Here is a 23543-nt window from a genome sequence, read left to right as displayed (position 1 = left end):
CGGTACGCGCTCAGCTCCGCGCACTCACCGTGACGTGACTGTTGCGGACCAGCGGGGTGTCCCAGGGCGCCGGCTTGCCGTCGACGGTGACCTTCAGGTCCTGGCAGGCGTCCGCGAGGCATTTCGCGTCGTACCGCACACCCCAGAGGGTGAAGAACTGAGCCAGCGTCGGTTTCTCGGCGGCGGTCTTGGCCTCGACCCAGACCCGGCCGTCGGTGGTGTGGGTGTGGACGGCGGCCTGCTCGGCGCGGAGCTTGTCGACGCCGAGACCCGCCGGGACCTGGACCGGCTTGCCGTCGAGCGTGACCGCGATGGTCAGCGAGTACGGCGACGGCCCGGAGAAGTCGAGCGGGAGCCGTTCGAAGCCAGCCTTGTCCATGTACGAGACCGCGTCCCGGGGCGCGTCCCAGGGCGGCGCGCCGGTCCGGAGCTCCGCGGCCGCCGGCGCGGCCGGGCTGACCTGGCAGCCCGCGAGCACCCCGCCGACGAGCAGCACCGCAGCCGTCCCGGCCGCCGGGCGCCACCTGCCTGCTCTCATGAAGAGTCAGGTTGCCAGGTGCGCCCCGACGGCCGGCCGCCGGGGTCAGTCCTCCGACGGCATCAGGATCCACAGCACGATGTAGATCAGGAACTGCGGGCCGGGCAGCAGGCAGCTGATCACGAAGATCAGCCGCATGGTGTTCGCGGAGATCCCGAACCGGCGAGCCAGTCCGGCGCAGACACCGCCGATCCAGCGATCACGCGACGGTCGAACCAGAGAGCTAGCCATGATTACCGATGTCCTTTCCGCTGTTGGGCTTACCTCCACTATGACGCCGCCCACGACGGAACTGATCCCCCGCGGCGGGGGTTCCAGGGTCAGCTCAGGGCTCCCCCGTACGACGATCGGCAGGGGTGCGTGTCGCCGGCCCAATTCGGGGTTTCGGTGAAGTTCCTGCTACTGTTCTGCACGTTCCTGAGCCCCCGTAGCTCAGGGGATAGAGCACCGCCCTCCGGAGGCGGGTGCGCAGGTTCGAATCCTGCCGGGGGCGCGGACGATCTGGGCGATCTGTGTCGACGAGACTGTCGACGTAGATCGCCCTTCGTGCCTTCCAGGGCCGCAACCCCGGGCCCGCCCAACTCAGGCCCCTTCGAGCCCTCCGGGGGCAAGTTGTGGAAACACGTTGGACCAGAGGATCACGCGCTGATCGGATCCACCCGTAGCAAGGATTCGGCCGTCGTTCGACACAGCCACGGCCCAGATCCAGTCTTCATGCCACACGCGCCCTGCTCGCTTGGCCGACTCCTCACTGATGACCCTCGGCAGGCGGGGTCGTGCGACGTCCCACAGTCGGACTGTCTTGTCCCAACTTGCGCTTGCCACGACCTTGTCGTCAGCAGCAAACGTGACCGACTTGACGAGATACTCATGGCCTGGCAGTCGCCACAGCCTTGAAAAGTTGTCGCAATCCCAGAGACATACCCGCTTGTCCAAGCCTGCACTTGCCAATAAATGTCCGCGATGGGAGAACGCCACGGCCTCGACGGAACTGTCGTGGGTTCCCAACGGTCGCACCTCGTTGGACTCGAGATTCCATATCACTATGGCGTCGTCGTGAGTTCCGATCGCAAGCAGTTTGCCGTCCGCCGAGAACGCGATAGAGCTGACTCTGGCTTCGAAACCTCGACTGTCGATGTACCCCCACGAGGCTGGGTCCCACAGCGCGACCTGTTTGTCGTACCCGCCGGTGGCGACGTACGTGCCCTCAGGTGACAGGGCGATCGAGTAAACCGCGTCCGAGTGGTGCTCGAGCGACTGGATCAGGCTCCCGTCCTGCCAGTTCCATACGCGCACGACCGTGTCTTCACCTGCCGTCAGGAGTTCATGGGGCTCCGCGCCGAACGTGATCGCGTAAAGAAACGTGGAATCGTGTTCGAGGTGGATCGGCTCAGCCGGCCGACCGTCCGCATCCAGACGCCACAGGAGCGCCACGTCCTTGCTCCCGGCAGCCAGCGTCTGCGAGTCATGCGAGAACGCCAGGGAATACACCTCGTCGGACGCATGAAGAACCAGTTGCTGATATTCCGTGACCCGGGACAGATTGAGTTCGGAGGTCTTACGGCCCGCCAGCGACGGCACCTTCGCGATCCGTAGCGTTCCTTGAACGTTTATGTCGCCGGTGGGATGTTGGTTCGGATTCCGCTCACGAACCTTGTCGAACACAAAATTGTACAGCTCATCGATCGAGACCCAGCCGTCCCGATTCTCGTCTGCGGCGCCGGTTTCCAATCCCTCGATGAGAGCACGGGTAAAGTAGGAACTGGTCGGCCGGGCAGCTCGCACTTCGGCGTCCTCGAACGCATATTCGGTCTGGTTGGACGCGGTGAGAACGACCGTTCCAGTGCCCTGGAACCGTTCTTTCACATCGACCGTCGACAGCGCCGGAGAGCGTTGCAGCTTCCCTCGTGAGAACGCACCGCTGAAGCAGCAATCAAGGAGGAGGAGCTTGGATCTGGAGAGGCTGTCGTCGATCAGTGAGTGCAGCCACGTCGCGGCAAGGGCCGTGGACCGAAGCAGGTCCAGGCGGGTGTCTTTCGCCGAAAGGTAGAGATTCCCTCCTTCGTCCTTGACTCCATGGCAGGAGAAGTACACGAGGAGGACATCGTCGCGGCGCCGATCACGATAGAAGGCTTCGAGCGCTCGATTGAGTCGATCGATTGTCGGGTCTTGAAGCACCGTGACCTCGTAGCCGCCCACGTCCGGATCCCCCAGCAGTCCTGCTAGCGCAGCGGCATCCGTCGCAGGGGCCCGTAGCTGGGTCAAGCCAGGATCGTCGAATTGACCGACCGCGACGAGTAACGCAACCTTCGCCGACATCAATCCCCCTGGCCTATGCCACCGCTACCGCTTTCGGCCCCAATTCGACAGTAATACGACTGCGCTGTGGACGCGAGACCTGTTGACGCGGCCCCTCCGCCGGCGACTCACAGGATGCCGGCGACGGTTCGGCAGTGGGTCCAGAGGCGGTTCGTGTCCGCTTCGGAACTTTGGGTGTGGCGGAAGTAGTGCGGTGGGCGGGGTTCGCGGTCGTGCCAGAAGTTGCCGGTGGGGGGTGTGGGTTGGGTGGCGGCCAGCCAGAGGGTGGTGTCGACGCCCTCTTCGGGGGTTCTGAGGAAGGGTTTGGTGAGACGGCTGAAGCCGGGCAGGCTCTCGGTGAGGCCGGGGGTCTCGGACCAGCCGGGGTGCATGGTGGCGACGAAGGTGGGGGCCATGTCAGCGGCCAGGAGTGGGGTGAGGGCAACCTGGATGCGTTTGCTGCGGGCGTAGGCGGTGGCGCCGTGGTAGGTGCCGTGGATGTACTCCGGGTCGTCGACCGGGAGTTTCTGCGTGTACATGCCTCCGGAGGCCACCAGGATGACCCGGCCGTCCTTCAAGTTCGGGCGCAGCAACTCCGTCAGTAGCAGCGGTCCCAGGACGTGGGTGGCGAAGGTCAGTTCGTGGCCCTGGGGGGATTCGGTACGGCGGGGTGGCATGACGCCGGCGTTGTGGATCAGGGCGTGGACGGGGTCGGTCAGGCCGGTGGCGTAGTGGCGTACGGCGTCCAGGTCGGAGATGTCGCACTCGTCGACGACGAAGGTCGCGTTGGGGATGTCGCGCTGCAGTTCGGCCAGCGTATCTGCGGCGCGCGATGCATCGCGGACAACCAGGTGGACCGTGGCGCCTAGACGTGCAAGGCCCGCGGCGGTTGCCTTGCCGAGGCCGGAGCGGGCTCCTGTGACCACGGCGGTCTTGCCGTTCAGGGAGCCGGGTGCCGGGTCGTCGGTGGGCCAGCTGCGGCTGCGCAGGCCGTAGCCGATACGCGTGTAGCCAGGGATGACCGTACGGTCCAGGAGCGTGTCCAAGAGGCCATTCATGCGGCCAGCCGGCCCAATGCGTTGCGGAGGCCTTCTTCGGCTTCCTCCCCCAGACGGTCGAACGACTTGCGCAGGAAGGGTTCGGCGAGGCTGACGAGGCCCTTGAGCCGGAACTCGGCCCGGTAGGTGACGCGGGTCAGATGGGACTCGCTGCTGAACGTCATGGTGTCGCGGGCAACGATCGTCCGGTTCTCGCCGCGCAGGACGATCCGGTCGGGGCGGACGCACTCCTCGACCACGTACGTGAGCTCGGTCTCGCGGCCGTTGAAGCGAGAGGTGTTGTGGTACGTCGTACCGACCCCGCCGTCACCTGAGACGAGCGTGGTCCGCACCGTGCCGGGATCCCACTCCTGGGTGGTGCGGAAGTCCGCGAGATAGCCGAAGACCCGTGCGGTGTCGGCCGCTACCGTGACTTCGCGTTCGATGACGATCATCGGTTCTCCTCCGTTCGTTCGGCGGCGTGGGCGATGTTGCGCTGCATGCCGCCGAAGACAACGTCGTGGAACGGTCGGATGGCCGCCCAGTACAGCTCCCCCGGTAGACCGCGGGGGTGGAACAACGCGCGCTGGCGGAACAGCGTGTGGCCGTTCCCGTCGGTGCCGGCGCGCAACTCGAGCCAGGCCTCGCCGGGCAGCCGCATCTCGGCACGCAACCGGAGCAGCCGGCCGGGCTCCACGCTCTCCACCCGCCACCAGTCGAGTGGATCGCCCACCGACAGCCTGTCGGGGTGCAGCCGGCCGCGGCGCAGGCCGGGGCCGCCGACGACCCGGTCGAGCAGACCGCGGGTCCACCAGCCGAGCCGCCACGAGTACCAGCCACGGCGGCCGCCGATGCCCTCGATCACCTTCCAGAGGCGCTCGGGTGGCGCATCGACGGTGCAGTCGCGCTCGTCGACGTACAGCGAGCCGCCGGACCAGTCCGGGTCGCTCGGCAGCGGGTCGCTGGGGGCGCCCGGTGTCGAGGCGGAGGCCCACGACGTGGTCACGTCCAGGTCGTGAACCTTCTTCAGCGCGAGCTCGACGGCCCGGTCGAAGCCGATGCCGCCGCCGCGGCGCGGAGCGACGTACCGGTCGATGTCGTGGTCCTTGCAGACCACCTCGTGCACCAGGCTGTCGACCAGCGGCCGGGCGATGCCGCTCGGCACCGGCGTGACCAGACCGACCCAGTGGCTCGACAGGCCGGGCGACAGCAGCGGCAGCGTCACGATCCGCCGCGGACGCAGGCCGGCCACGGCCGCGTAGCGCTGCATCATCGCGCGGTACGTCAGCACGTCCGGTCCGCCGATGTCGAAGCCGCGGTTCACGTCGGGCGGCATCTCCGCGGACCCGACCAGGTAGCGCAGGACGTCGCGGACCGCGATCGGCTGGATCCGGGTGTCCAGCCAGCGCGGCGTGACCATCACCGGCAGCCGCTCGGTCAGGTAGCGCAGCATCTCGAAGGACGCCGAGCCGGAGCCGATGATCACCGCGGCGCGCAGCACGGTCGTCGGTACGCCGCTGGCCAGCAGGATCTCCCCGACCTCGCGGCGGGACCCGAGGTGCCGGGACAGATCCTCGTCGTCCGGGTGCAGCCCGCCGAGGTACACAATCCGGGCGACGCCGGACTCGCGGCAGGCCGTGCCGAAAGCGAGTGCGGTACGCCGGTCGCGCACCTCGAACTGCTGGCCGGAGCCCATCGAGTGGATCAGGTAGTACGCGACGTCGACGCAGTCCAGCGCTCTGGTCAGCACGGCCGGGTCGGAGGCGTCGCCGGCCACGACCTCGATCTGGGACCGCCACGGGCGCGTGTCGAGCCGCTCCGGGTGCCGCGCCAGGACGCGTACGTCGTACCCGGCCGCCAGCAGCTCGGGGACCAACCGTCCGCCGATGTAGCCGGTGGCTCCGGTCACCAGGATTCGGGTCATCGCTCGGCCAATCGCTCGGCGGCGGTCACCGGATCGGCGCCGACGTACTGCGCTCCGACCGTGGCTGCCAGCTCACTGGAAGCACCCGCCCCGGCAAGGACGACCGATCGGTCCTGCGACAGCTCGACGAGTTGCGGACGGACCGCGTCGAAGCGCGAGTGGTCCGACGCGGACAGCATCACCAAGTCCGGCCCGAGCGCCGCGGCCGTCCGTTCGACGTCGGCCATCGGCGAGTCGGCGCCGAGGAAGACCACCCGCCAGCCGGAACGGCGCAGGATCAGACCGAACGACAGCAGCGCGATGTCGTGCAGCTCACCGGGCGGACAGGCGAGCAGTGCCCGCGGGCCGTGACCCGCGCCCCAGCCCGTCGACAACGCGGCCAGCCGTGACCTGATGATGTTGCTGGCGAAGTGTTCCTGCCCGACGGTCACGTCGCCGCGCTCCCACCGGTCGCCCAGCTCGTGCAGGTAGGGCATCAGCACCTCGCGGATGACGGCCTCGACGGTCAGCGCACCGAACAGCTGGTCCAGGACGGCCTGCGCGGCCCGCTCGTCCAGCTCGTCCAGCGCGGACCGCAGGTTCGCCGCGCCGCCGGACTCGGCCATCCGGACGAGCAACGGATCCCGGACGGCCGGCGCTCCGTCGGGCTCGGCCAGCACCGCGCGGGCCGCCTCGGCGGCGGACAGCCCGTCGGCGATGTACGCCCGCATCCGCTGGACCCGGCGTACGTCGGCGTCGGAGTACAGCCGGAAGCCGCCCGGTGAACGGGTCGGCGACAGCAGACCGTAGCGGGTCTCCCAGGCACGCAGAACGTGCTCGCTGACACCGGCGCGCTTGCTCAACGCACCGATCCGCAGACCACCCGGCACCGAAGTCTCCATGAGCACACTATACAAACTCTAGACAGACTTTTGACAAGAACTCCCCGATAGGCCTAATCTCTAGACAGACCTTAGACAGCCTTGGAGGCCAGACCATGACCGAGTCCGTGGCTGTGATCGGCGCCGGCGTGTCCGGCCTGACGGCCGCCTACCTGCTCGGCCGGCGCTACGACGTCACGCTGCTCGAGGCCGAGTCACGGCTCGGCGGGCACGCGCACACGCACGACGTGACCGATCCCGCCGGGCAGCGGCTCGCGATCGACACCGGCTTCATCGTCCACAACACCCGCACCTACCCGCTGCTGCGCAAGCTGTTCGGCGAGCTCGGCGTCCGGACCCGGCCGACCGAGATGAGTATGAGCATCTGCGATCCGGCCGGCGGGCTCGAGTTCGCCGGCGGCCGCGGCGTGACCGGGATCTTCGCCCAGCGCCGCCGGATCGCCGACCCGCGCTTCCTCGGGCTGCTCCGCGAGGTGCGCCGCTTCCACCGCAGTGCCGCGCGGTACATCGCCCGGACCGGCGACGACGATCTCGCGACGCTCGGCGAGTTCCTCCAGGCCGAGCGTTTCAGCCCCGACTTCACCCGGCTGTACGCCGTACCTGTCGTGTCGTGTGTGTGGTCGTGCGGAGGCAACTCGGCCCTGTCCTACCCGGCCCGCTACCTGTTCCGGTTCCTCGACCACCACGGCATGCTCTCGGTCGGCAGCTCGCCGCAGTGGCTGACCGTCACGGGCGGTTCCCGGCAGTACGTCGACGCCGTCGCCGAGCGGATCGGCACGGTCCGGGCCGGCCGCCCGGTGCGTTCCGTGCAACGACACCCCGACGGCGTGACGATCACCGTTGCCGACGGCGACACGATGGACTTCGACCGGGTCGTCCTGGCCACCCACGCGGACCATGCCCTCGAGCTACTCGCGGACGCGTCACCCGAGGAGAAGGCGGTGCTCGGACCGTTCGAGTACAGCCGCAACGCGACGGTGCTGCACACCGACACATCATTGCTGCCGGCAACGAAGAACGCCCGCGCCTCGTGGAACCACGTCATTCGCCCGGGCACGCCGCTGACGACGTACTGGATGAACAAGCTGCAAGGTCTGGAGACCGACGAGACCTACCTGGTCACGCTGAACGGTGCCGACGCGGTCGATCCGGCGCGGGTGATCGCCCGGATGGACTACCGGCACCCCCTCTACACCCCGAAGGCAGTCGCCGCCCAGCCTGTGCTGGCGACTCTCAACACCGGCCGGACCGCGTTCGCAGGGGCGTATCACGGCTGGGGTTTCCACGAGGACGGCTGCCGCGCCGGCGTTGCGGCCGCCGGGTCCTTCGGGGTTCGCTGGTGACGGTCGTCGGGTTGCACCCCACAATCCCGGCGATCGTCACCGGCTCCGTCAAGCACGGGCGATCCATTCCGATCCGGCACGCGTTCCGGTACCGGGTGTACCAGTGGCTGATCGACCTGGACGACGTGCCACGCCTGCCGTGGTACCTGCGCCCGCTGGCCCGCTTCGACGCGCGCGACCACCTCGGCGGCCGCGGTCCCACGATCAAGGCCGAGCTGCGCCGGTACCTTCACAGCCAGGGCATCGAGTACGACGGCCGTGTGCTGATGCTGGCCAACGCCCGCGTGCTCGGCCACGTCTTCGATCCGCTGACCGTGTACTGGTGCGTTGACAGTCCGTACGTCGTGGCGGAAGTCCACAACACGTACGGCGAACGGCACGCCTACCTGCTCACACCGGACGCGGACGGCACCGCCGAGACCGCCAAGCAGTTCTACGTCTCGCCGTTCAACGACGTCTCGGGCGACTACGAGCTGCGGTTCCGGCTGGACCGCGACCGGGTCCGCGTCCAGGTCAGCTTGTCCCGCGGCGGTCGCACGGTCTTCGGCGCCAGCTTCGACGGCGTACCGCGACCCGCTACCCGTCGGGCGATTCTCGCCACCGCCGTACGGATGCCGCTGATGCCGCACCGGGTGTCCGCGCTCATCCGGCTGCACGGCATCCGGCTGTGGGCCCGCCGCCTGCCCGTCAGGCAGCGCCCGAAACACGAACTCCAGGAGGGACTTCGATGAGCACGCTGACCGTCGCGCAACCCCTGTGCCTGCGGCACCCGGCGTTCCGGCCGCTCTGCGTCCGGGCCTGGGTCGCCCGGCTGATCGTCGACCGGATGCTCGACCGCATCGCGGTCCGCGCGGTCTACCCGGACGGTACGGTCCGCGGCGGCGGCGGGCCGGACGCTCCGGTACTGCGGATCGTGCGCCCGGAGTCGATGTTCGAGCGGCTCGCGCACAACCCGAAGATCGGGCTCGGCGAGGCGTACATGGCCGGCGATTGGGCCGCCGCCGACGGCACCGACCTCGGCGACCTGCTGACGCCGTTCGCGGAACGCGTCGCCCACCTCGTGCCGGCCGCGCTGCTCCGCTTCCGGCGGCTGGTAGACCGGCGCGTACCCCGCTGGCAGCGCAACACACTGACCGGTGCCCGCAGCAACATCAGCGCGCACTACGACCTGAGCAATGCGCTGTTCGGGGCGTTCCTGGACCCGGGCATGACGTACAGCTCCGCGCTCTTCGATCACGACGGACCGCTGTCCGACCAGGATCTGGAGGCGGCGCAGACCCGGAAGGTCGAGCGGATCCTCGACCTCGCCGGCGTCGGCCCCGGCAGCCGGGTGCTGGAGATCGGGACGGGCTGGGGCACGCTGGCGATCGCCGCCGCCCGCCGCGGCGCGTACGTCACCGGCATCACGTTGTCGACCGAGCAGCTGCAGCTGGCCGAGAAGCGCGTCGCCGACGCCGGGCTGGCCGACCGCGTCGATCTCCGGCTCCAGGACTACCGGGCCGTGACGGGTTCGTACGACGCGGTGGTCAGCGTGGAGATGATCGAAGCGGTCGGCGAGGAGTACTGGCCGGACTACTTCCGCACACTGGACCAGCTGCTCGCACCGGGCGGCAAGGTCGCGCTGCAGGCGATTCTGATGGAGCACGACCGGATGCTCGCCACCCGCCACTCGTACGGCTGGATCCAGAAGTACATCTTCCCCGGCGGCCTGATCCCGTCCCGAACCGCGATCGACGAGACCCTCGAGCGGCACACCACGCTGTCCGTCGACGACGACTACCGGTTCGGTCAGGACTACGCGGAGACGCTCCGCCGGTGGCGCCGGCGGTTCGTCGCCAACTGGCAGAGCGTCCGGACAGAGGGCTTCGACGAATCCTTCCGGCGAGCCTGGGAGTACTACCTGGCCTACTGCGAGGCCGGCTTCGCCTCCGGCTACCTCGACGTCGGTCAGCTGCGCCTGACCCGTGATCAGCTGTCCGGCAACGAGAACGTCGAGAGCACGATGCGGTCCTTGCCCGGCGCCTCGGCCAGGTAGGGCTCGACGAGTTCGGTGAAGCCGGCACGGAAGGTCTCCATGTCGGCCGGGCTGAGGTAGAGGGCGAGCTGGGAGTAGCCCAGTTGGTGCAGCCGCGGACTCAGGTCACCGTTGTCGACGACGCGGTCGAAGTCCGCGGCCAGGCGGGTCAGCATCATCAGGAACGCCTGCCGGTGCTGCTCCGGTGTCATGGCGCGCGCCTCGCGCTCGTCGATCCGGCCGACCTTGGTCTGGTCCAGGCTGAGCGTGCGCTCCGTCGTACCGCGGATCTTCCGCTCGCGGACCACGGTCAGGTAGCCGGCGTCGATCAGCGCGGCCACGTGCCGGTAGAGGGTCGTGGTGGGGATGTCGGGCAGGTCGCGCTTCAGGTCCGTGGTGGTGACCTCACGGCCGAGCGCGCGCTGCACGATCCGCCAGCGGATCGGGTGCAGCAGCACGTCCAGCACCGGGGTCGGCGACTCGTCCATCGACGCTCCATCAGGGTTCTTTCAGGGTATCCATTGATACCAATGCTGGTAATAATAGCGGCATCGGAAGCAATCCCACTCGCCCGAGGAGACGTTGACGTGTCGCTCACCCGTCGTACCGTGCTCAAGTCCGCGGCCGCTGCCGTGCCCGTTGCCGCATTGTCCACCACGGCCGCCGCGGCGACCGGTCTCCGCGAACCGGCCGCGATCGGGCGGCTGGCCGAGAAGATCGAGGCCGGGCTGGCGAAGTACGCGATTCCCGGCGCCGGGCTCGGCGTCTGGTACCGCGGCCGGGAGTACGTCCGCGGCTTCGGTGTCACGAGTGTGGACACCGGCGAGGCGGTGTCCGGCGACACCGTGTTCCGGATCGGCTCGACGAGCAAGACGTTCACCGCGACTGCGATCATGCGGCTCGTCGAGCGCGGCCGGATCGCTCTCGACCGGCCGGTCCGCGCGTACCTGCCGGACTTCGCGACCCAGGACCCGTCCGTCGCGGCACGCGTCACCGTCCGGCAGTTGCTGAACCACTCGGCCGGCTGGCAGGGCGACTACTTCGAGGACACCGGTCAGGGCGACGACGCGCTCGCGACGTACGTCGGCGGGATGCCGAAGGTCCCGCAGCTCACGCCGCTCGGGAAGGTGTTCTCGTACAACAACGCCGCGATCGGCGTGGCCGGGCGGATCATCGAGGTGGTGACCGGGAAGCCGTACGAGGTCGCCACCCGCGAACTCGTCGTCGACCCGCTGGGGCTCGGGCACAGCCGGTTCTTCCGCAGCGAGCTCGACGGCTTCAGCGTCGCCGCATCGCACAACATCGTCGACGGCAAGCCGGTCGTCGAGCCGTCGTTCGACGCGATGCCGCGGGCGCTGCACTCGATCGGCGGGCTGATCTCGAGCGCCCGGGACCAGCTGCGGTACGCGCGGTACCACCTGGGGCACCGGGATCTTCCCCAGCTGCTGAGCGACCGCGGCAGGCTCGCGATGCAGTCGCACCCGGGTCCGGGCGGCACGCTGTTCGTCGAGCTGAACGGCGTCGGGGTCAGCTGGATGCTGCGCCCGACCGCTCAAGGCCCGACGGTTGTGCAGCACGGCGGAGACTGGAACGGGCAGCACTCCGGCTTCCTGTTCGTTCCGGAGCGGGACTTCGCGATCACGCTGCTGACCAACTCGGAGAGCGGGCCGCTGCTGGTGGCGGACCTGTTCGCGGACGACTGGGCGCTCCAGGAGTTCGCCGGCGTCAGCAACCTCCCCGCCGTACCGCGGGAGCTGCCGCCGCGTCGGCTGGCGGAGTACGCGGGCACGTACGTCTCACAGCAGATCGGTCTCGACGGCAAGCCGGAGGAGCTCGGGCTGGACGTCACTCCCGACAGCGGCGAGCTGGTCGCGGGTGTGGGCGGCGAGACCCTGTTCCGGTTCGCGTTCTACCGCAAGGACTACATCCTCGCGCTGAACCCGGACGGCACGCCGACCCACGTCCGCGCCAACTTCGTCCGCGGCAGCAACGGACAGGTCGAGTGGTTGCGGTACGGCGGCCGCTTGTTCCGCTTCCACCCGGCCGGAACCCGTCAGGCGACCGCCTTCGGCCGCCGCGTGCTCTAGTCAGTACTGACCATCCACAGGTGGCCGTCGGGGTCGGTGAACGTGCTCAGGTAGGCCCACGGCTTGCGAGTCGGCGCTGTCACCTGCTTTGCCCCGGCGGCGATCGCCTTGGCCGCAGTCGCGTCGACGGCCTCCTCGCTGTCGACGCGCAGGCCGAGGATGCACTCACTCTGCCCCGGCGGCGCGGCGGGCTGTTCACCGAGCACCCAGCCGAAGCCGCCGGTCGGGATCAGCATCATGGTGACGTCCGCGGCCAGCTGGAACTGCAGCGGTTCGGGGATGCCGTCCTCGTCGGGCTCACCGACAGGCGTCAGACCGAGCGCCTCCTGGTAGAACGCGTACGAACGCGGCCGGTCCTCGATCGGCAGGCTGATGATCATCGGGTCACTCCAGCGGTGAAACGGTCGGCGTCGCGACCGGACAGGTGGTTCGGTGGGAGGCTACGGCCGCTGAGGACCAGCAGGAGGTCCTGGGCCGTTCCTGTGAGCGGCGTGCCGCTGCCGTAGGTCCACGCTAGGTCGGTGGCCTGCAGTTGTACGCCGTCCAGGTCGACGCCGAAGTACTTGACCTGACGAGGCTTCAGCGCATCGAAGATGATCCGCATCCGCTCTGCCGGCACCTGGCGATCGATGCCCAGTGCAACAGTCACGTCAAGACCGTGCGTCACGTCGTGCGCCAGCGCCCCCGCATACCCACCGCCCGGCGGCTTCCACGGATGGTCGACGTTCCGCCGCAGACACTCGACCAGCTCCCCCGACGTCAACTCCACCGCATCCCGCCGCGCCTGCCGGTCGGCGTACCGATCGAAGTTCCCACCGGCCCGCAGCAAACCGCCGACGAACCGCGGCCCCGAGACCCGGAACGGCATCGTGACATGCGCAACCAACTCCCGCACCCGCCAGCCGGCACACAACGTAGGCCGATCCCACTCCTCCTCTCCCAACCCAGCCAGCACACCGACCAACTCACGCCGCTCAGCCGCCACAGCAGCCCTGATATCCGTCGTCATACCCCACCGACGAACGACTCAGCCCCGGACAGACACCTCTCGCAATCTCTTCTCCAGATACCTGCGTTCGGCGTCCGTGGTAGCCAGCCTCAGAGCTTCTCGGTACGCCGCGGTCGCCTCGGGCCAGCGGTGGAGGCGGCGGAGGAAGTCGGCTCGGGTGGCTGGGAGGAGGTGGTAGGTGGTCAGGGGGTCGGCGGTCAGGGCTTCTACGAGGCGTAGGCCTACGGCGGGGCCGTCGGCCATGCCGATGGCTACGGCTCGGTTGAGGGCTACTACGGGGGTTTGCGGGAGTTGGGCGTAGAGCGCGGCGATCTGGGGCCAGTCGGTTTCGGGGGCGGTGCGGGCGGTGGCGTGGCAGGCCGCGATTGCTGCTTGGATCTGGTACGGGCCGGGCTCATTGCGGAGGAGGGCGGCGTCCAGGAGGGCTACGCCTTCGGTGATCTGGGCATGGTCCCAGCGGGTGCGGTCCTGGTCGTCCAGGGTGACCAGGGCGCCGTCCGGGGACAGCCGGGTGTCGCGGCGGGCGTCGTGCATCAGCATGAGAGCGAGGAGGCCGGTGGCCTCAGGCTCGTCCGGCATCAGGTGGACGAGCAGCCTGGCCAATCTGATCGCTTCACCGGTCAGATTGCTCCGGACGACGTCGGAGTACCCCTCGTTGAACAGCAGGTACAGCACCGCCAGCACGGCGGGTGTCCGCTGGGGCAGGAGATGCGCCGGCGGGACCCGGTACGGGATGCCCGCGTGCTGGATCTTTTGCTTCGCGCGGGTCAGGCGTTTCGACATGGTGGTCTCCGGGACCAGGAACGCCCGCGCGATCTCCGCCGTACTCAGACCGGCCAGTGTCCGCAGCGTCAACGCCACGCGTGTCTCCATCGCCAATGCGGGGTGGCAGCACGTGAACATCAACCGCAGCCGGTCGTCAGGTACGTCGTACGGCGGCTCCTGGTCGGACTCGATCGCGGCCGCCTCCCGCAGCTTGGCCGCACCGACCGCCTCGCGCCGCAGCCAGTCGATCGCCCGGTTGCGGGCGGTCGTGGTCAGCCAGGCGCCGGGCCGATCCGGTACGCCGTCCGCCGGCCACCGCTGCAGCGCCGCGGCGAACGCCTCCTGCGCGCACTCCTCGGCCAGCTCCCAGTCACCGGTCAGCCGGATCAGCGTGGCGACCACCTGGCCCCACTCCTGCCGGTAGATCTCCTCGAAGGTCACACCGGCGGTTCCAGCAGGGGCCGGATCTCGATCGTGCCGTAGCCGGCCGCGGGGTGCTTGGCCGCGATCTCGATCGCCTCGTCCAGGTCGGCGCAGTCGATCAGCACGAACCCGCCGATCTGCTCCTTCGTCTCCGCGAACGGCCCGTCGGTCAGCAGCAGCTCGCCCTCGCGCACCCGCAGCGTGGTCGCCTCGTCCGGCGGCCGCAGCCCGGCCGCGCCGGTCACGACCCCGCGAGACTCCATCTCCTCCGACCAGCCGCCGCAGCCGTCGTCGGCGTGCGCGGCAGCGGACTCGTCTCCACAGATCATCAGCAGGTACTTCACCGCTTCATCCTCGCAGGTCTAGCGTCGACAGCAAGGAACTCTCAGGGGGAGGTACCAGAGATGACAGGGCGGATCGTGCACTTCGAGGTGCCGTACGACGACGGTGAGCGAGCGCGGGCGTTCTACCGCGAGGCCTTCGGGTGGAACCTGATGGAAATGCCCGAGCTGAACTACACGATGGTGTCGACCGGGCCGGTCGACGACCAGGCGATGCCGGCCGAGCCCGGCTTCATCAACGGCGGGATGTTCCAGCGCACCGGCGACCTGACCCGTCCGATGCTGACGGTCGACGTCGCGGACATCGACGCCGCCTGGAAGACCATCGAGAGCCTCGGCGGCGAACGCGTCGGCGAGAAACTCCCGGTCGGCGACATGGGCTTCGCCGGGTACTTCAAGGATCCGGAGGGCAACATCCTCGGTCTGTGGCAATCAGCCTGACGCGTGGCCGTCACCGGAGCCACCTAGACTGCGGACAGTGTTGGCTCCGGTGGCGTCCTCGGGAGGACTGAATGCCTGACCGTACTCAGACCATTGCGTATCCGGCGCCCGGATCGCGACCGTCGCGGCGGGATCCGGAGCCGCTGGCGCCGCACGTGATCGTGCTGTTCGGCGCCACCGGCGACCTCGCCAAGCGCAAACTGCTGCCCGGTCTGGCGTATCTGCAGCAGTCCCGGTTCGCGCCGGACGTGCGGATCATCGGGACCGCCACCGAGGACCTGACCTGCGACGAGTTCCGCGAGCGGGCGCGGCAGGCGGTCGAGATGTTCGGCACGCACGCGATGAGCGACGCGGAGTGGGCGCAGTTCGCCGAACGGCTGGAGTACGTGCCGGTCACCGCCGGCCCGGAGGCGCTGGCGGCCGCGGTCAAGGCCGCCGAGGAGCTGCTCGGCCCGGACACCCGGCGGCTGCACTACCTGTCGGTGCCGCCCAAGGCCGCCCAGGCGGTGATCGCGATGCTGCGCGACGCCGGCCTGGTCGAGCGCGCCCGGGTGGTGATGGAGAAGCCGTTCGGCGACGACCTGGCCACCGCGATCGAGCTCAACGACTTCGTCCACGAGACGTTCGACGAGTCGCAGATCTTCCGGATCGACCACTTCCTCGGCAAGGAAGCCGCGCTGAACATCCTGGCGTTCCGGTTCGCGAACGGCCTGTTCGAGCCGATCTGGAACCGCAACTTCATCGACCACGTGCAGATCGACATCCCGGAGTCGCTCGGCCTGGACCAGCGGGCCACCTTCTACGAGCCGACCGGCGCGTTCAAGGACATGGTCGTCACGCACCTGATGCAGGTGATGTCGTTCGTCGCGATGGAGCCGCCGACCGCCCTGGAGCCGCGGGCGATCTCGGAGGAGAAGAACAAGGTCTTCCGGTCGATGCTGCCGCTCGATCCGGCCTGCGTGGTCCGCGGTCAGTACGGCGGTTACCGCAACGAGGAAGGCGTCGCGCCGGACTCCGACACCGAGACGTTCATCGCGCTCAAGGTCGAGATCGACAACTGGCGCTGGGCCGGCGTCCCGTTCTACCTGCGCACCGGCAAGAAGCTGGCCGAGGGCCAGCGGATCATCTCGATCGCCTTCAAGGAGGCGCCGAAGACGATGTTCCCGGCCGGCTCCGGCGTCGGCTCGGAAGGTCCGGACCACCTGACGTTCGACCTGGCCGACTCGTCGCGGGTGTCGCTGTCGTTCTACGGCAAGCGGCCGGGCCCGGGGATGCGGCTGGAGAAGCTGTCGATGCAGTTCTCCACACGGGAGACCGAGAGCGCGGGCGACGTCCTCGAGGCGTACGAGCGGTTGATCCTGGACGCGATGCGCGGGGACCACACGCTGTTCACCACGGCCGAGGGCATCGAGTCGCTGTGGGACCGTTCCGCGCCGCTGCTCGAGGACCCGCCGCCCGCCAAGCCGTACCAGCCCGGCACCTGGGGGCCGAACGCGATCCACCAGCTGATCGCGCCGCGCGCCTGGCGGCTCCCGTTCGAACGCGAGTGGCGCCAGGCCAAGCCGTAAGCCTCCGGATCGGCACCGACAGGCCGTTGACCCTGCGCCACGTTGCGCGCACCCTGAGGTTCGAGGGACGGTTTTCCTCGGGCCATGGGGGGTTGCCATGCCGCGTCGACTCATTGCACTCAGCCTGCTGCTGATCGCTGCGCTCTTGCCCGCAGGCTGCGGATCCGACAGCACAGCGGGCGATTCGGGTACGTCGGACTCCGGCCAGAGCGGCGATCCGGGCGGGAACAACGGCGGTGACAACGGGGGCGACAACGGGGGCGACAACGGCGGCGGGGACAAGGGTGGCGGGTCGCTGTCCTGGGTGCCGTGGGGGCCCAAGGATCCGCAGTCACCGACGCCGACCTGGTCGGCGTACAACTATCTTGCCGACGGCAAGTGCTCCGACCTGCAGAGCGAGGTCGCGGACCTGACCGCCGACCAGGGCGGTGACTTCGGGAAGGCGATGGTCGCCCTCTGCCAGGCCGCGGTCAAGGGTCAGTCGAAGCAGTGGGCCGTCGTCGAGGCCAACCAGAACGCCGAGACCGGCGCGCTCAACCACGATTGCCTGACGCCCCTGGTCAAGGACCTGATGGCGCGGGGCCTCGCCTGGCGCCGCGCCCATCCCGGCGCGGTACCGAGGGTGCGCTTCCACCGGGTGACCACCGGTTCCCAGGAGACCGAGTGCGGTCACGCCGCGAACCAGGAGAACGGCGAACAGACCGAGCAGCCCACCGAACAGCCGACAGACCAGCCCACGGAGCAGCCCACGGAGCAGCCGACCAACGAGACCCCGCCGGCCGGAGGCCCGTCCGAGACGTCGTCACCCGACGCAGCCCCCAACCCAGACGGATGACCACGCCCACCGGGAGACCGCCCCTGGAACCACCCGCCAACGAACCGCAACCGAACGGACGGCCGTCCCGCGAAACGCCGACCGCCGAACCGCCCGACAGCGAAGCGCCGAGTGGACAGTCGCCCCTGCAGGCGGTGGTGTCGGTGCTCACCACCTTGGGTCCGCCGCTGACGATCGCCACGGCGCTGATGATCTACTTCGGCTGGGCGCGCTCCGATACGCAGGCCCGGGAGATGGGGCTGGACGTCAGCCTGTTCGGCTACACGACGCGCGACTACGTGATGAACAGCATCAGCACGTTGTACCTGCCGCTCCTCGTCCTCGCCGGCCTCGCGCTCGGCGCACTCGCCGTACACCTCCGGGTCGACGCGGCGCTCCGCCGTACCGAGGCTCGTCCGGCGCTGCGGAGGGCCGGCCGGATCGCCTTGCTGTCGGGCCTCGGCGCGGTCGCGGCCGCGGTCGTCGCCGCGACGGTGGCCGGCGACGCGGTGGACCTGGTCGCGCCGCTGATCGTTGCTGCAGGCACCATTGTCGCGGCGTACGGCGCCCGGCTGCGGACGGCCGCGTCCGACAAGTCCGCAACGGCTCAACGTGGGGCACCGCCCGTCTGGTACCGGGCGTTCCGGCTGCTGCTCGTCGGCGGCGTCGTCACGGCCGCGCTGTTCTGGGCGGTGTCGGACTATGCGACCGCGGTCGGCCGTGGGTACGCGCGTCAGGTGCAGGACAACGTTCGGTACCTCCCGCGCGCCACTGTGTTCAGCAGCACACCACTCGGACTCGAGGCGCCCGGAGTCGTCGAGGAACCGATCGTCGAGGGCGGTAAGACCGTGCACTACCGCACCACCGGGCTGCGTCTGCTGGTGGTTTCGGGCGGACGGGCGTTCCTGCTGCCCAATGGGTGGAGGGCCGGGTCCGGCACGGTCGTGGTGCTTCCTGACAACGATGAGATCCGCTGGCAGTTCTCCCGCTGACGGCGGCCTCCTCTACGCTGCGGGCATGCGCGAGATTGTGGTGGTCGGGGTCGGTGCGGGCGATCCGGAGCAGGTGACGATGCAGGCCGTGTCGGCGCTGAACCGGGTCGACGTGTTCTTCGTGCTGGACAAGGGCGAGGTCAAGCAGGAGCTGGTCGACCTGCGGTCGGAGATCCTCCGCCGGTACGCGACGAGCAAGGAGTACCGCGTCGTCGTCGGCCGGGACCCGGAGCGGGACCGCACGACCTCGGCGTACGTCGAGGCGGTCGACGACTGGCGGCGGCGCCGCGCGGACGTCTGCGCGGACCTGATCGCGACCGAGTTGGGCGAGGACCAGGTCGGCGCGTTCCTGGTGTGGGGCGACCCGTCGCTGTACGACAGCACGCTGGCGATCCTCGACGACATCCTGGCGCGCGGTGAGCTCGCGTTCTCGGTCGAGGTGATTCCCGGGATCAGCAGCGTGTCGACGCTCGCCGCGCGGCACCGGGTCGGGCTGAACCAGGTCGGCCGGCCGATCCAGATCACCACCGGCCGGCGCCTCGCGACGGAGTGGCCGGACGGGGTGGACGACGTCGTGGTGATGCTCGACGCGCAGACCGCGTTCACCGAGCACCTCGACCAGGACGCCGACATCTACTGGGGCGCCTACCTCGGCACGCCCGACGAACTCCTCGTCTCGGGTCCGCTCCGCGAGGTCGCACCCGAGATCGAGAAGGTCCGCGCCGAGGCGCGAGACCGCAAGGGCTGGATCATGGACACCTACCTCCTCAGGCGCCACAGCTAGACCAAAGTCTTAGTGGCTTTGGCCGTCGGGCCGAAGTGGTGGGGCGTCTGCCGGCGGAGGGTGCCGGTATGACGAAGAAAAGGCTATTGGCGATGGTGGCGGCGGCCGGGCTGGCCGCGGCCGGGACGTTGGTGAGCGGCGCTGGGGCCGGCGACGCGGCTGAGCACGTCGTACGGACCGACGCGGGGCGGGTGGCTGCGCGGTCGGTCGGGGACGCGCTGGTGTACGACGGGATCCCGTACGCCGCTCCCCCGACAGGCGCCCTGCGGTGGAAGGCGCCGCAGCCGGTGCAGCCGTGGAGCGTGGTGCGCGAGTCGAAGGTGGGCAGTGTCTGCGCGCAGCAGCCGAATTCCGAGGCGCCGGACGGATCGGTGGCCGAGGACTGCCTGTACCTGAACGTGACGACGCCCGCCGTCTCCTCCACGAAGCCTCGCGCGGTCGTGGTGTGGATCCCCGGTGGCGGGTTCTTCTCCGGCGCCGGCAGCAGCTACGAGGCGTCGAAGTTCGCCGCGCGGGGAGACGTGGTCGTTGTCACGGTCAACTACCGCCTCGGCATCTTCGGCTTCTTCGGCTACCCGGGTCTGCCCGGCTCCGGCACCTTCGGTCTGCAGGACCAGCAGGCGGCCCTGCGCTGGGTGCAGCGCAACGCCAGCGCGTTCGGCGGCGACCCGCGCAACGTCACGGTCGCGGGCGAGTCCGCCGGCGGGATGAGCGTGTGCGCGCAGCTGACCTCTCCGACCGCGTCCGGCCTGTTCGCGAAGGCAATCATGCAGAGCGGCTCCTGCGCGTTCAACTGGGCCGACAACAGCCAGTACCCGGGCCAGACCGCGGACTCCCCGTGGGTCCCCGTCAGCCGGATGCAGGCGAACGGCAAGGAGTGGGCCGCGGGCAAGAACTGCAGCACGATCGAGTGCCTGCGCGGCTTGAAGGCCGACGTCCTGGTCGACGACCTGCTCCAGTTCACGCAGATCGGGTACGGCGGGAGCCCCGTCGTACCGCTCAGCCCGGCGAAGGCCCTGCGCGCGGGGCTCTTCCACCGGGTGCCGATCATCTCCGGGAACAACCACGACGAGGCGAACGGCTGGTTGGCCGCGTTCGGGGACATCAAGGACTACCCGGCGCTGGTGCGGAACATGGTCGGCGCGCAGAAGGCGCCAGAGGTACTGCGGCACTACCCGCAGACCAGCTACGAGTCGTCGGCCGCGGCGTGGGGTGCTGTGACGACGGACCGGATCTGGTCGTGCACACAGGTCGCGGCGGACCAGCAGGCGGCGCGCAAGGTCCCGGTGTACGCATACGAGTTCGCTGACAAGCACTCCCCGATCGCAGCCCCCGGACTGGGAGCCGCACACGCCATGGAGCTGCCGTACCTGTTCCGGCTCGGCGGGTACGACTTCCCGATGCCGGAGACGCAGCAGAGGCTGTCGAACCAGATGATCGACTACTGGACAGCGTTCGCGCGCACCGGCAACCCGAACGGCCCGGACCGCCCGCAGTGGTCACCGACCGGCGTACGGACCGTCGACGGGCTCTCGCTCGCGCCGACGGACCAGGGCGGCATCAAGCGCGTCAATCTGACGACTGAGCACCAGTGCGGATTCTGGAGCGGCCTCTCGACACGCGGCTGATGATCGGCGACAGCAGAAGCAGGAACATCGCGTAGAAATTCACGCCTGGAACCAGAGACGCCAGGAGGAAGGCAACCAGGGTCAACCCGGTCAGCAGCAGGGAGCCGACGAGCTCCCGCTGCCGGACCGGGTTGTCCGGCTTCTCGAGTTCGCTGTGCCCGTGGACCATCCAGGCGAGCGCCGACTGGCAGATGCTCAGCGCCAGAATCGTGCCGATGTACGGCCCGGCGGTGAACCGGCCGCTGTCGAAGGCGCCGATGATCTCGGTCGGGAACGGCAGGACGACGATGGTGAGCAACCAGAGCAGGTTCAGCCGCATCATGGCCGGCGTGTACGCGCGGACATGCTCGAACACCCGGTGGTGCCCCAGCCAGAAGTTCGCGATCACCACGAAGCTCAGCAGGAAGGTGAAGATCTCCTGGCGATGCTCAGAGATCACGCTGACCGCGTCGCCGCCGTCGGCCTGCACCTCGGGCACCAGATCGACCAGCGGCAGCACCAGCAACGTGATGGCGATGGCGACGACGGCATCGGTGAACAGAACCAGCCGGTCAGGATCTCTCGACGTACTCACGGCCGCCAAGGGTAGTCGCGCCGCGGAGCAGGCTGATGGACAGCAGGGCCGCTGCCAGCACGAATCCGGCGGCCGCGAGCCACGCTGCGCCGTAGCCGTCGCGTAGGGCCAGGAGCTTGTCGGCGCCGTCGCTGAGGCGGTCGGAGGTCGTGGACGCGGCCAGCGTGGCCAGTACGGCGGTGCCCACGGCCGCACCGGCTTGCTGTGCGGTGTTGTTGAGGCCTGAGGCCAGCCCTGCGTCGCCGGCGTCCGCGCCGGACATCGCCAGCATGATCGACGCCGGGATGGCCACGCCGATACCGGCGCCCATCACCGCCAGCACCGGGCCGACGTCGACGACGTACGAGCCGTCGACCGGCGCACGGCTGATCCAGAGCAGCGCCAGCAGGAAGACGACCAGCCCGGCGATCAACATCCTGCGCGGACCGAAGCGGACAGTCAGGCGCGGCGCCAGTGACAGCGACATCAGTGCGTTCATGATCGGCGCCGGCAGGAAGGCGAGGCCGGTGGTGAGTGAGTCGTAGCCCAGGACGCCCTGCACGTAGAGCGCGGTGGTGAACTGGAAGCCGAAACCGGCCGCGAAGAGCAGGACGACCACGACGTTCGCCACGCTGAGCTGACGGCGACGGAAGATGCGCAGGGCCAGCAACGGGTGCTTGATGCGCGCCTGCCGTACGACGAACGCGGCCAGCAGGACGAGTGCGGCGCCTGCCTGAAGAAGTGTGCGGGCAAGCGTCGCCTGCGGCTCTGCGGTCTGGACGATCGTGTAGACGGCCAGCGACAGCCCGGACGTCACCAGTACGGCGCCCACGATGTCCGCACCGTTGGCGAGGCCAAGACCAGGTCGGTGAGCCAGCAGCCGTACGGCGAACACCAGTGAGACCACACCGATCGGCACGTTGATCAGAAACGCCCAGTGCCAGCCGACGGTCTGGGTGATCACCCCACCGAAGATGAGCCCGATCGACGCGCCGCTGGCGGCCGTGAAGCTGTAGACGCCCATCGCCCGCGCCTGCTCACCGGGAGCCGGGTACAGGCTCACGATCATGCCGAGGATCACCGCCGAGGCCAGTGCGCCGCCGACCCCCTGCAGGAAGCGTCCGGCGATCAGGACCTCCGCACTCCCCGCCACACCGCACAGCAGCGAGGCCGCGGTGAACAACGCGAGCCCCGCGACGAACACCCGCTTGCTCCCGACCAGATCACCGATCCGTCCGGCCAGCAGGAGCAGACCGGCGAACGCGATCAGGTACGAGTTCATCACCCAGGCCAGCCCGGCCTGCGAGAACCCCAGATCGCCTTGGATCGTGGGCAGCGCGACGGTCACCACGGTCCCGTCGAGGATGATCATCAACTGCATCACGCACAGCACGACCAGGGCCTGGGTCCGTCCCCGCACCCGCCCGGCCAACTCCGCAGACTCCACAGCCACAACGCTCTCCTGTCTGATAGCCGACAGGAGAGACCTTAACAGATAGTCCCGTAACAGACGATCTTTTAGTGGATGATCATGCGGTGCGCTGGCGGGAGCGGCGGACGGGCTGGGCGGTCACCGGGGTGGCCAGCGGGCCGTCCACCAAGGTGGTGACGGACTCGACGAAGGTCTTGCGCTGCGCCGCGGTCAGGGCGTCCAGCGCCTCCGCGTGGACGCGGTCGACGATCTGCTGCCCCTCGGCGGCGATCGCGGCGCCGGCCTCGGTGACGGCGATGATGCGGGCGCGGCGGTCGGTCGTGGACGGTTTGCGCTCGGCGTACCCGGCCTTCTCGAGGGCGTCGACGGTGACGACCATCGTGGTCTTGTCCAGGTAGGCGAGCTCGGCGATCTGGATCTGCGTGCGTTCGGCTTCCAGCGCGTGCCGCAGGACGCACTGCATCCGCAGCGTCAGGCCGACCTCCGCCAGCGCTGCGGACAGCTGGGTCTCCAGGACGTGACCCGCGTGCGTGAGGTATCCGGTGAGGTCGGGGACGGTCCGTGCCGGGAGCTGCGCCATACCATCGAGGTTAGCTCGGATCATCTGGCCGGAGATGATCCCGAGCCGGATCATTCCTCGCGGAAAAGCGACGGCTTGCCCGCCCCCGACC

At 69.1% G+C, this 23543-nt stretch carries 25 protein-coding genes and 1 tRNA gene; 11 read left to right on the top strand and 15 right to left on the bottom strand.

Going from position 1 to position 23543, the window contains the following annotated elements; all coding sequences use genetic code 11:
* Positions 1 to 10: 10 nt before the first annotated feature.
* Together ACWEOO_RS22795 and ACWEOO_RS22790 are read right to left on the bottom strand one after the other, a co-directional pair.
* On the bottom strand, positions 11 to 538 hold the full coding sequence (locus ACWEOO_RS22795) for a hypothetical protein (RefSeq protein WP_452144702.1): 528 nt from the start codon (positions 536 to 538) through the stop codon (positions 11 to 13).
* 45 nt (positions 539 to 583) lie between these two features.
* Positions 584 to 769, bottom strand: coding sequence for a PspC domain-containing protein (locus tag ACWEOO_RS22790; protein ID WP_355485637.1), 186 nt, complete (start codon positions 767 to 769; stop codon positions 584 to 586).
* 190 nt (positions 770 to 959) lie between these two features.
* On the opposite strand from ACWEOO_RS22790, the gene ACWEOO_RS22785 reads away from it, so the two are divergent.
* Positions 960 to 1031: transfer RNA gene (locus ACWEOO_RS22785), tRNA-Arg, on the top strand.
* An 89-nt stretch (positions 1032 to 1120) separates the two neighbouring features.
* On the opposite strand, the gene ACWEOO_RS22780 is transcribed toward ACWEOO_RS22785, so the two are convergent.
* The 5 genes from ACWEOO_RS22780 to ACWEOO_RS22760 all read right to left on the bottom strand — a co-directional run bounded on the left by ACWEOO_RS22780 (position 1121) and on the right by ACWEOO_RS22760 (position 6678).
* Positions 1121 to 2857, bottom strand: coding sequence for a caspase, EACC1-associated type (locus tag ACWEOO_RS22780; RefSeq protein WP_452144701.1), 1737 nt, complete (start codon positions 2855 to 2857; stop codon positions 1121 to 1123).
* A gap of 107 nt (positions 2858 to 2964) precedes the next feature.
* On the bottom strand, positions 2965 to 3894 hold the full coding sequence (locus ACWEOO_RS22775) for an SDR family NAD(P)-dependent oxidoreductase (protein WP_452144700.1): 930 nt from the start codon (positions 3892 to 3894) through the stop codon (positions 2965 to 2967).
* The gene (locus ACWEOO_RS22770) at positions 3891 to 4328 is read right to left on the bottom strand and encodes an SRPBCC family protein (protein ID WP_452144699.1); all 438 of its coding nucleotides are present in this window, start codon (positions 4326 to 4328) and stop codon (positions 3891 to 3893) included. Before ACWEOO_RS22770 ends, ACWEOO_RS22775 begins: the two co-directional genes overlap by 4 nt.
* On the bottom strand, positions 4325 to 5797 hold the full coding sequence (locus ACWEOO_RS22765; RefSeq protein WP_452144698.1) for an SDR family oxidoreductase: 1473 nt from the start codon (positions 5795 to 5797) through the stop codon (positions 4325 to 4327). The genes ACWEOO_RS22770 and ACWEOO_RS22765 overlap by 4 nt, the downstream gene beginning before the upstream one ends.
* Positions 5794 to 6678 (bottom strand): MerR family transcriptional regulator, encoded by an 885-nt coding sequence (locus ACWEOO_RS22760; RefSeq protein ID WP_452144697.1) that lies wholly within the window; start codon positions 6676 to 6678, stop codon positions 5794 to 5796. Before ACWEOO_RS22760 ends, ACWEOO_RS22765 begins: the two co-directional genes overlap by 4 nt.
* A gap of 95 nt (positions 6679 to 6773) precedes the next feature.
* On the opposite strand from ACWEOO_RS22760, the gene ACWEOO_RS22755 reads away from it, so the two are divergent.
* From ACWEOO_RS22755 to ACWEOO_RS22745, 3 genes are read left to right on the top strand one after another with little or no spacing between them, the layout of a single operon-like run.
* Complete coding sequence (locus tag ACWEOO_RS22755; RefSeq protein WP_452144696.1) at positions 6774 to 8021, top strand: NAD(P)/FAD-dependent oxidoreductase; 1248 nt, start codon at positions 6774 to 6776, stop codon at positions 8019 to 8021.
* Positions 8018 to 8752 carry a DUF1365 domain-containing protein gene (locus tag ACWEOO_RS22750; RefSeq protein ID WP_452144695.1) on the top strand — a complete coding sequence of 245 codons (735 nt, stop codon included), beginning with the start codon at positions 8018 to 8020 and terminating at the stop codon, positions 8750 to 8752. The genes ACWEOO_RS22755 and ACWEOO_RS22750 overlap by 4 nt, the downstream gene beginning before the upstream one ends.
* Positions 8749 to 10056 (top strand): class I SAM-dependent methyltransferase, encoded by a 1308-nt coding sequence (locus ACWEOO_RS22745; RefSeq protein WP_452144694.1) that lies wholly within the window; start codon positions 8749 to 8751, stop codon positions 10054 to 10056. The genes ACWEOO_RS22750 and ACWEOO_RS22745 overlap by 4 nt, the downstream gene beginning before the upstream one ends.
* Here the strand turns inward: ACWEOO_RS22745 and ACWEOO_RS22740 are convergent.
* Positions 9990 to 10523, bottom strand: coding sequence for a hypothetical protein (locus tag ACWEOO_RS22740; RefSeq protein ID WP_452144693.1), 534 nt, complete (start codon positions 10521 to 10523; stop codon positions 9990 to 9992). The two genes, ACWEOO_RS22745 and ACWEOO_RS22740, sit on opposite strands and share 67 nt — an antisense overlap.
* 99 nt (positions 10524 to 10622) lie before the next feature.
* Here ACWEOO_RS22740 and ACWEOO_RS22735 point away from each other — a divergent pair, with 99 nt between their 5' ends.
* Entirely contained in the window at positions 10623 to 12122 is a 1500-nt protein-coding gene (locus ACWEOO_RS22735) for a serine hydrolase domain-containing protein (protein WP_452144692.1), read from the top strand.
* Here the strand turns inward: ACWEOO_RS22735 and ACWEOO_RS22730 are convergent.
* Genes ACWEOO_RS22730 through ACWEOO_RS22715 form a run of 4 tightly spaced genes read right to left on the bottom strand, consistent with a single transcriptional unit; the run spans position 12119 to position 14663 of the window.
* On the bottom strand, positions 12119 to 12502 hold the full coding sequence (locus ACWEOO_RS22730) for a VOC family protein (protein WP_452144691.1): 384 nt from the start codon (positions 12500 to 12502) through the stop codon (positions 12119 to 12121). The two genes, ACWEOO_RS22735 and ACWEOO_RS22730, sit on opposite strands and share 4 nt — an antisense overlap.
* Positions 12499 to 13131, bottom strand: coding sequence for a maleylpyruvate isomerase family mycothiol-dependent enzyme (locus tag ACWEOO_RS22725; RefSeq protein ID WP_452144690.1), 633 nt, complete (start codon positions 13129 to 13131; stop codon positions 12499 to 12501). The genes ACWEOO_RS22730 and ACWEOO_RS22725 overlap by 4 nt, the downstream gene beginning before the upstream one ends.
* Positions 13132 to 13149: 18 nt before the next feature.
* Positions 13150 to 14337, bottom strand: coding sequence for an RNA polymerase sigma factor (locus ACWEOO_RS22720; RefSeq protein ID WP_452144689.1), 1188 nt, complete (start codon positions 14335 to 14337; stop codon positions 13150 to 13152).
* Positions 14334 to 14663 (bottom strand): YciI family protein, encoded by a 330-nt coding sequence (locus tag ACWEOO_RS22715; RefSeq protein WP_359929912.1) that lies wholly within the window; start codon positions 14661 to 14663, stop codon positions 14334 to 14336. Before ACWEOO_RS22715 ends, ACWEOO_RS22720 begins: the two co-directional genes overlap by 4 nt.
* 60 nt (positions 14664 to 14723) lie before the next feature.
* Between ACWEOO_RS22715 and ACWEOO_RS22710 the strand changes: the two genes are divergently transcribed.
* The 6 genes from ACWEOO_RS22710 (at position 14724) to ACWEOO_RS22685 (ending at position 20887) form a co-directional block, all read left to right on the top strand.
* A complete protein-coding gene (locus ACWEOO_RS22710; protein ID WP_359929910.1) occupies positions 14724 to 15101 on the top strand; it encodes a VOC family protein in 378 nt (125 codons plus the stop codon).
* 71 nt (positions 15102 to 15172) lie between these two features.
* Positions 15173 to 16669 carry a glucose-6-phosphate dehydrogenase gene (zwf, locus tag ACWEOO_RS22705; protein WP_452144688.1) on the top strand — a complete coding sequence of 499 codons (1497 nt, stop codon included), beginning with the start codon at positions 15173 to 15175 and terminating at the stop codon, positions 16667 to 16669.
* Between the two features lie 97 nt (positions 16670 to 16766).
* Entirely contained in the window at positions 16767 to 17504 is a 738-nt protein-coding gene (locus tag ACWEOO_RS22700) for a hypothetical protein (protein WP_452144687.1), read from the top strand.
* Positions 17505 to 17647: 143 nt separating this feature from the next.
* Entirely contained in the window at positions 17648 to 18475 is an 828-nt protein-coding gene (locus ACWEOO_RS22695) for a hypothetical protein (RefSeq protein WP_452144686.1), read from the top strand.
* 25 nt (positions 18476 to 18500) lie between these two features.
* Entirely contained in the window at positions 18501 to 19259 is a 759-nt protein-coding gene (gene cobF, locus ACWEOO_RS22690) for a precorrin-6A synthase (deacetylating) (protein ID WP_452144685.1), read from the top strand.
* Between the two features lie 68 nt (positions 19260 to 19327).
* Positions 19328 to 20887, top strand: a complete 1560-nt coding sequence (locus tag ACWEOO_RS22685; protein ID WP_452144684.1) for a carboxylesterase/lipase family protein — start codon at positions 19328 to 19330, stop codon at positions 20885 to 20887.
* Here ACWEOO_RS22685 and ACWEOO_RS22680 read toward each other — a convergent pair.
* The 3 genes from ACWEOO_RS22680 to ACWEOO_RS22670 all read right to left on the bottom strand — a co-directional run bounded on the left by ACWEOO_RS22680 (position 20829) and on the right by ACWEOO_RS22670 (position 23452).
* Complete coding sequence (locus tag ACWEOO_RS22680) at positions 20829 to 21461, bottom strand: TMEM175 family protein (protein ID WP_452144683.1); 633 nt, start codon at positions 21459 to 21461, stop codon at positions 20829 to 20831. The two genes, ACWEOO_RS22685 and ACWEOO_RS22680, sit on opposite strands and share 59 nt — an antisense overlap.
* Positions 21439 to 22893, bottom strand: coding sequence for an MFS transporter (locus ACWEOO_RS22675; RefSeq protein WP_452144682.1), 1455 nt, complete (start codon positions 22891 to 22893; stop codon positions 21439 to 21441). The genes ACWEOO_RS22680 and ACWEOO_RS22675 overlap by 23 nt, the downstream gene beginning before the upstream one ends.
* Before the next feature lie 76 nt (positions 22894 to 22969).
* Positions 22970 to 23452, bottom strand: a complete 483-nt coding sequence (locus ACWEOO_RS22670) for a MarR family winged helix-turn-helix transcriptional regulator (protein ID WP_359929891.1) — start codon at positions 23450 to 23452, stop codon at positions 22970 to 22972.
* Between the last annotated feature and the right edge of the window lie 91 nt (positions 23453 to 23543).

This window comes from Kribbella sp. NPDC004138 (genome assembly GCF_053603655.1).
Note: the sequence above shows the minus strand (reverse complement) of the source record. Positions and strands in the feature narration are given on the sequence as shown.

What these genes read in the sequence shown, in the direction of transcription:
- ACWEOO_RS22795 (WP_452144702.1), bottom strand. Translation starts at nt 538, where the DNA reads ATGAGAGCAGGCAGGTGGCGCCCGGCGGCCGGGACGGCTGCGGTGCTG.
- ACWEOO_RS22790 (WP_355485637.1), bottom strand. Translation starts at nt 769, where the DNA reads ATGGCTAGCTCTCTGGTTCGACCGTCGCGTGATCGCTGGATCGGCGGT.
- ACWEOO_RS22780 (WP_452144701.1), bottom strand. Translation starts at nt 2,857, where the DNA reads ATGTCGGCGAAGGTTGCGTTACTCGTCGCGGTCGGTCAATTCGACGAT.
- ACWEOO_RS22775 (WP_452144700.1), bottom strand. Translation starts at nt 3,894, where the DNA reads ATGAATGGCCTCTTGGACACGCTCCTGGACCGTACGGTCATCCCTGGC.
- ACWEOO_RS22770 (WP_452144699.1), bottom strand. Translation starts at nt 4,328, where the DNA reads ATGATCGTCATCGAACGCGAAGTCACGGTAGCGGCCGACACCGCACGG.
- ACWEOO_RS22765 (WP_452144698.1), bottom strand. Translation starts at nt 5,797, where the DNA reads ATGACCCGAATCCTGGTGACCGGAGCCACCGGCTACATCGGCGGACGG.
- ACWEOO_RS22760 (WP_452144697.1), bottom strand. Translation starts at nt 6,678, where the DNA reads ATGGAGACTTCGGTGCCGGGTGGTCTGCGGATCGGTGCGTTGAGCAAG.
- ACWEOO_RS22755 (WP_452144696.1), top strand. Translation starts at nt 6,774, where the DNA reads ATGACCGAGTCCGTGGCTGTGATCGGCGCCGGCGTGTCCGGCCTGACG.
- ACWEOO_RS22745 (WP_452144694.1), top strand. Translation starts at nt 8,749, where the DNA reads ATGAGCACGCTGACCGTCGCGCAACCCCTGTGCCTGCGGCACCCGGCG.
- ACWEOO_RS22740 (WP_452144693.1), bottom strand. Translation starts at nt 10,523, where the DNA reads ATGGACGAGTCGCCGACCCCGGTGCTGGACGTGCTGCTGCACCCGATC.
- ACWEOO_RS22730 (WP_452144691.1), bottom strand. Translation starts at nt 12,502, where the DNA reads ATGATCATCAGCCTGCCGATCGAGGACCGGCCGCGTTCGTACGCGTTC.
- ACWEOO_RS22725 (WP_452144690.1), bottom strand. Translation starts at nt 13,131, where the DNA reads ATGACGACGGATATCAGGGCTGCTGTGGCGGCTGAGCGGCGTGAGTTG.
- ACWEOO_RS22710 (WP_359929910.1), top strand. Translation starts at nt 14,724, where the DNA reads ATGACAGGGCGGATCGTGCACTTCGAGGTGCCGTACGACGACGGTGAG.
- zwf (WP_452144688.1), top strand. Translation starts at nt 15,173, where the DNA reads ATGCCTGACCGTACTCAGACCATTGCGTATCCGGCGCCCGGATCGCGA.
- ACWEOO_RS22700 (WP_452144687.1), top strand. Translation starts at nt 16,767, where the DNA reads ATGCCGCGTCGACTCATTGCACTCAGCCTGCTGCTGATCGCTGCGCTC.
- cobF (WP_452144685.1), top strand. Translation starts at nt 18,501, where the DNA reads ATGCGCGAGATTGTGGTGGTCGGGGTCGGTGCGGGCGATCCGGAGCAG.
- ACWEOO_RS22685 (WP_452144684.1), top strand. Translation starts at nt 19,328, where the DNA reads ATGACGAAGAAAAGGCTATTGGCGATGGTGGCGGCGGCCGGGCTGGCC.
- ACWEOO_RS22670 (WP_359929891.1), bottom strand. Translation starts at nt 23,452, where the DNA reads ATGGCGCAGCTCCCGGCACGGACCGTCCCCGACCTCACCGGATACCTC.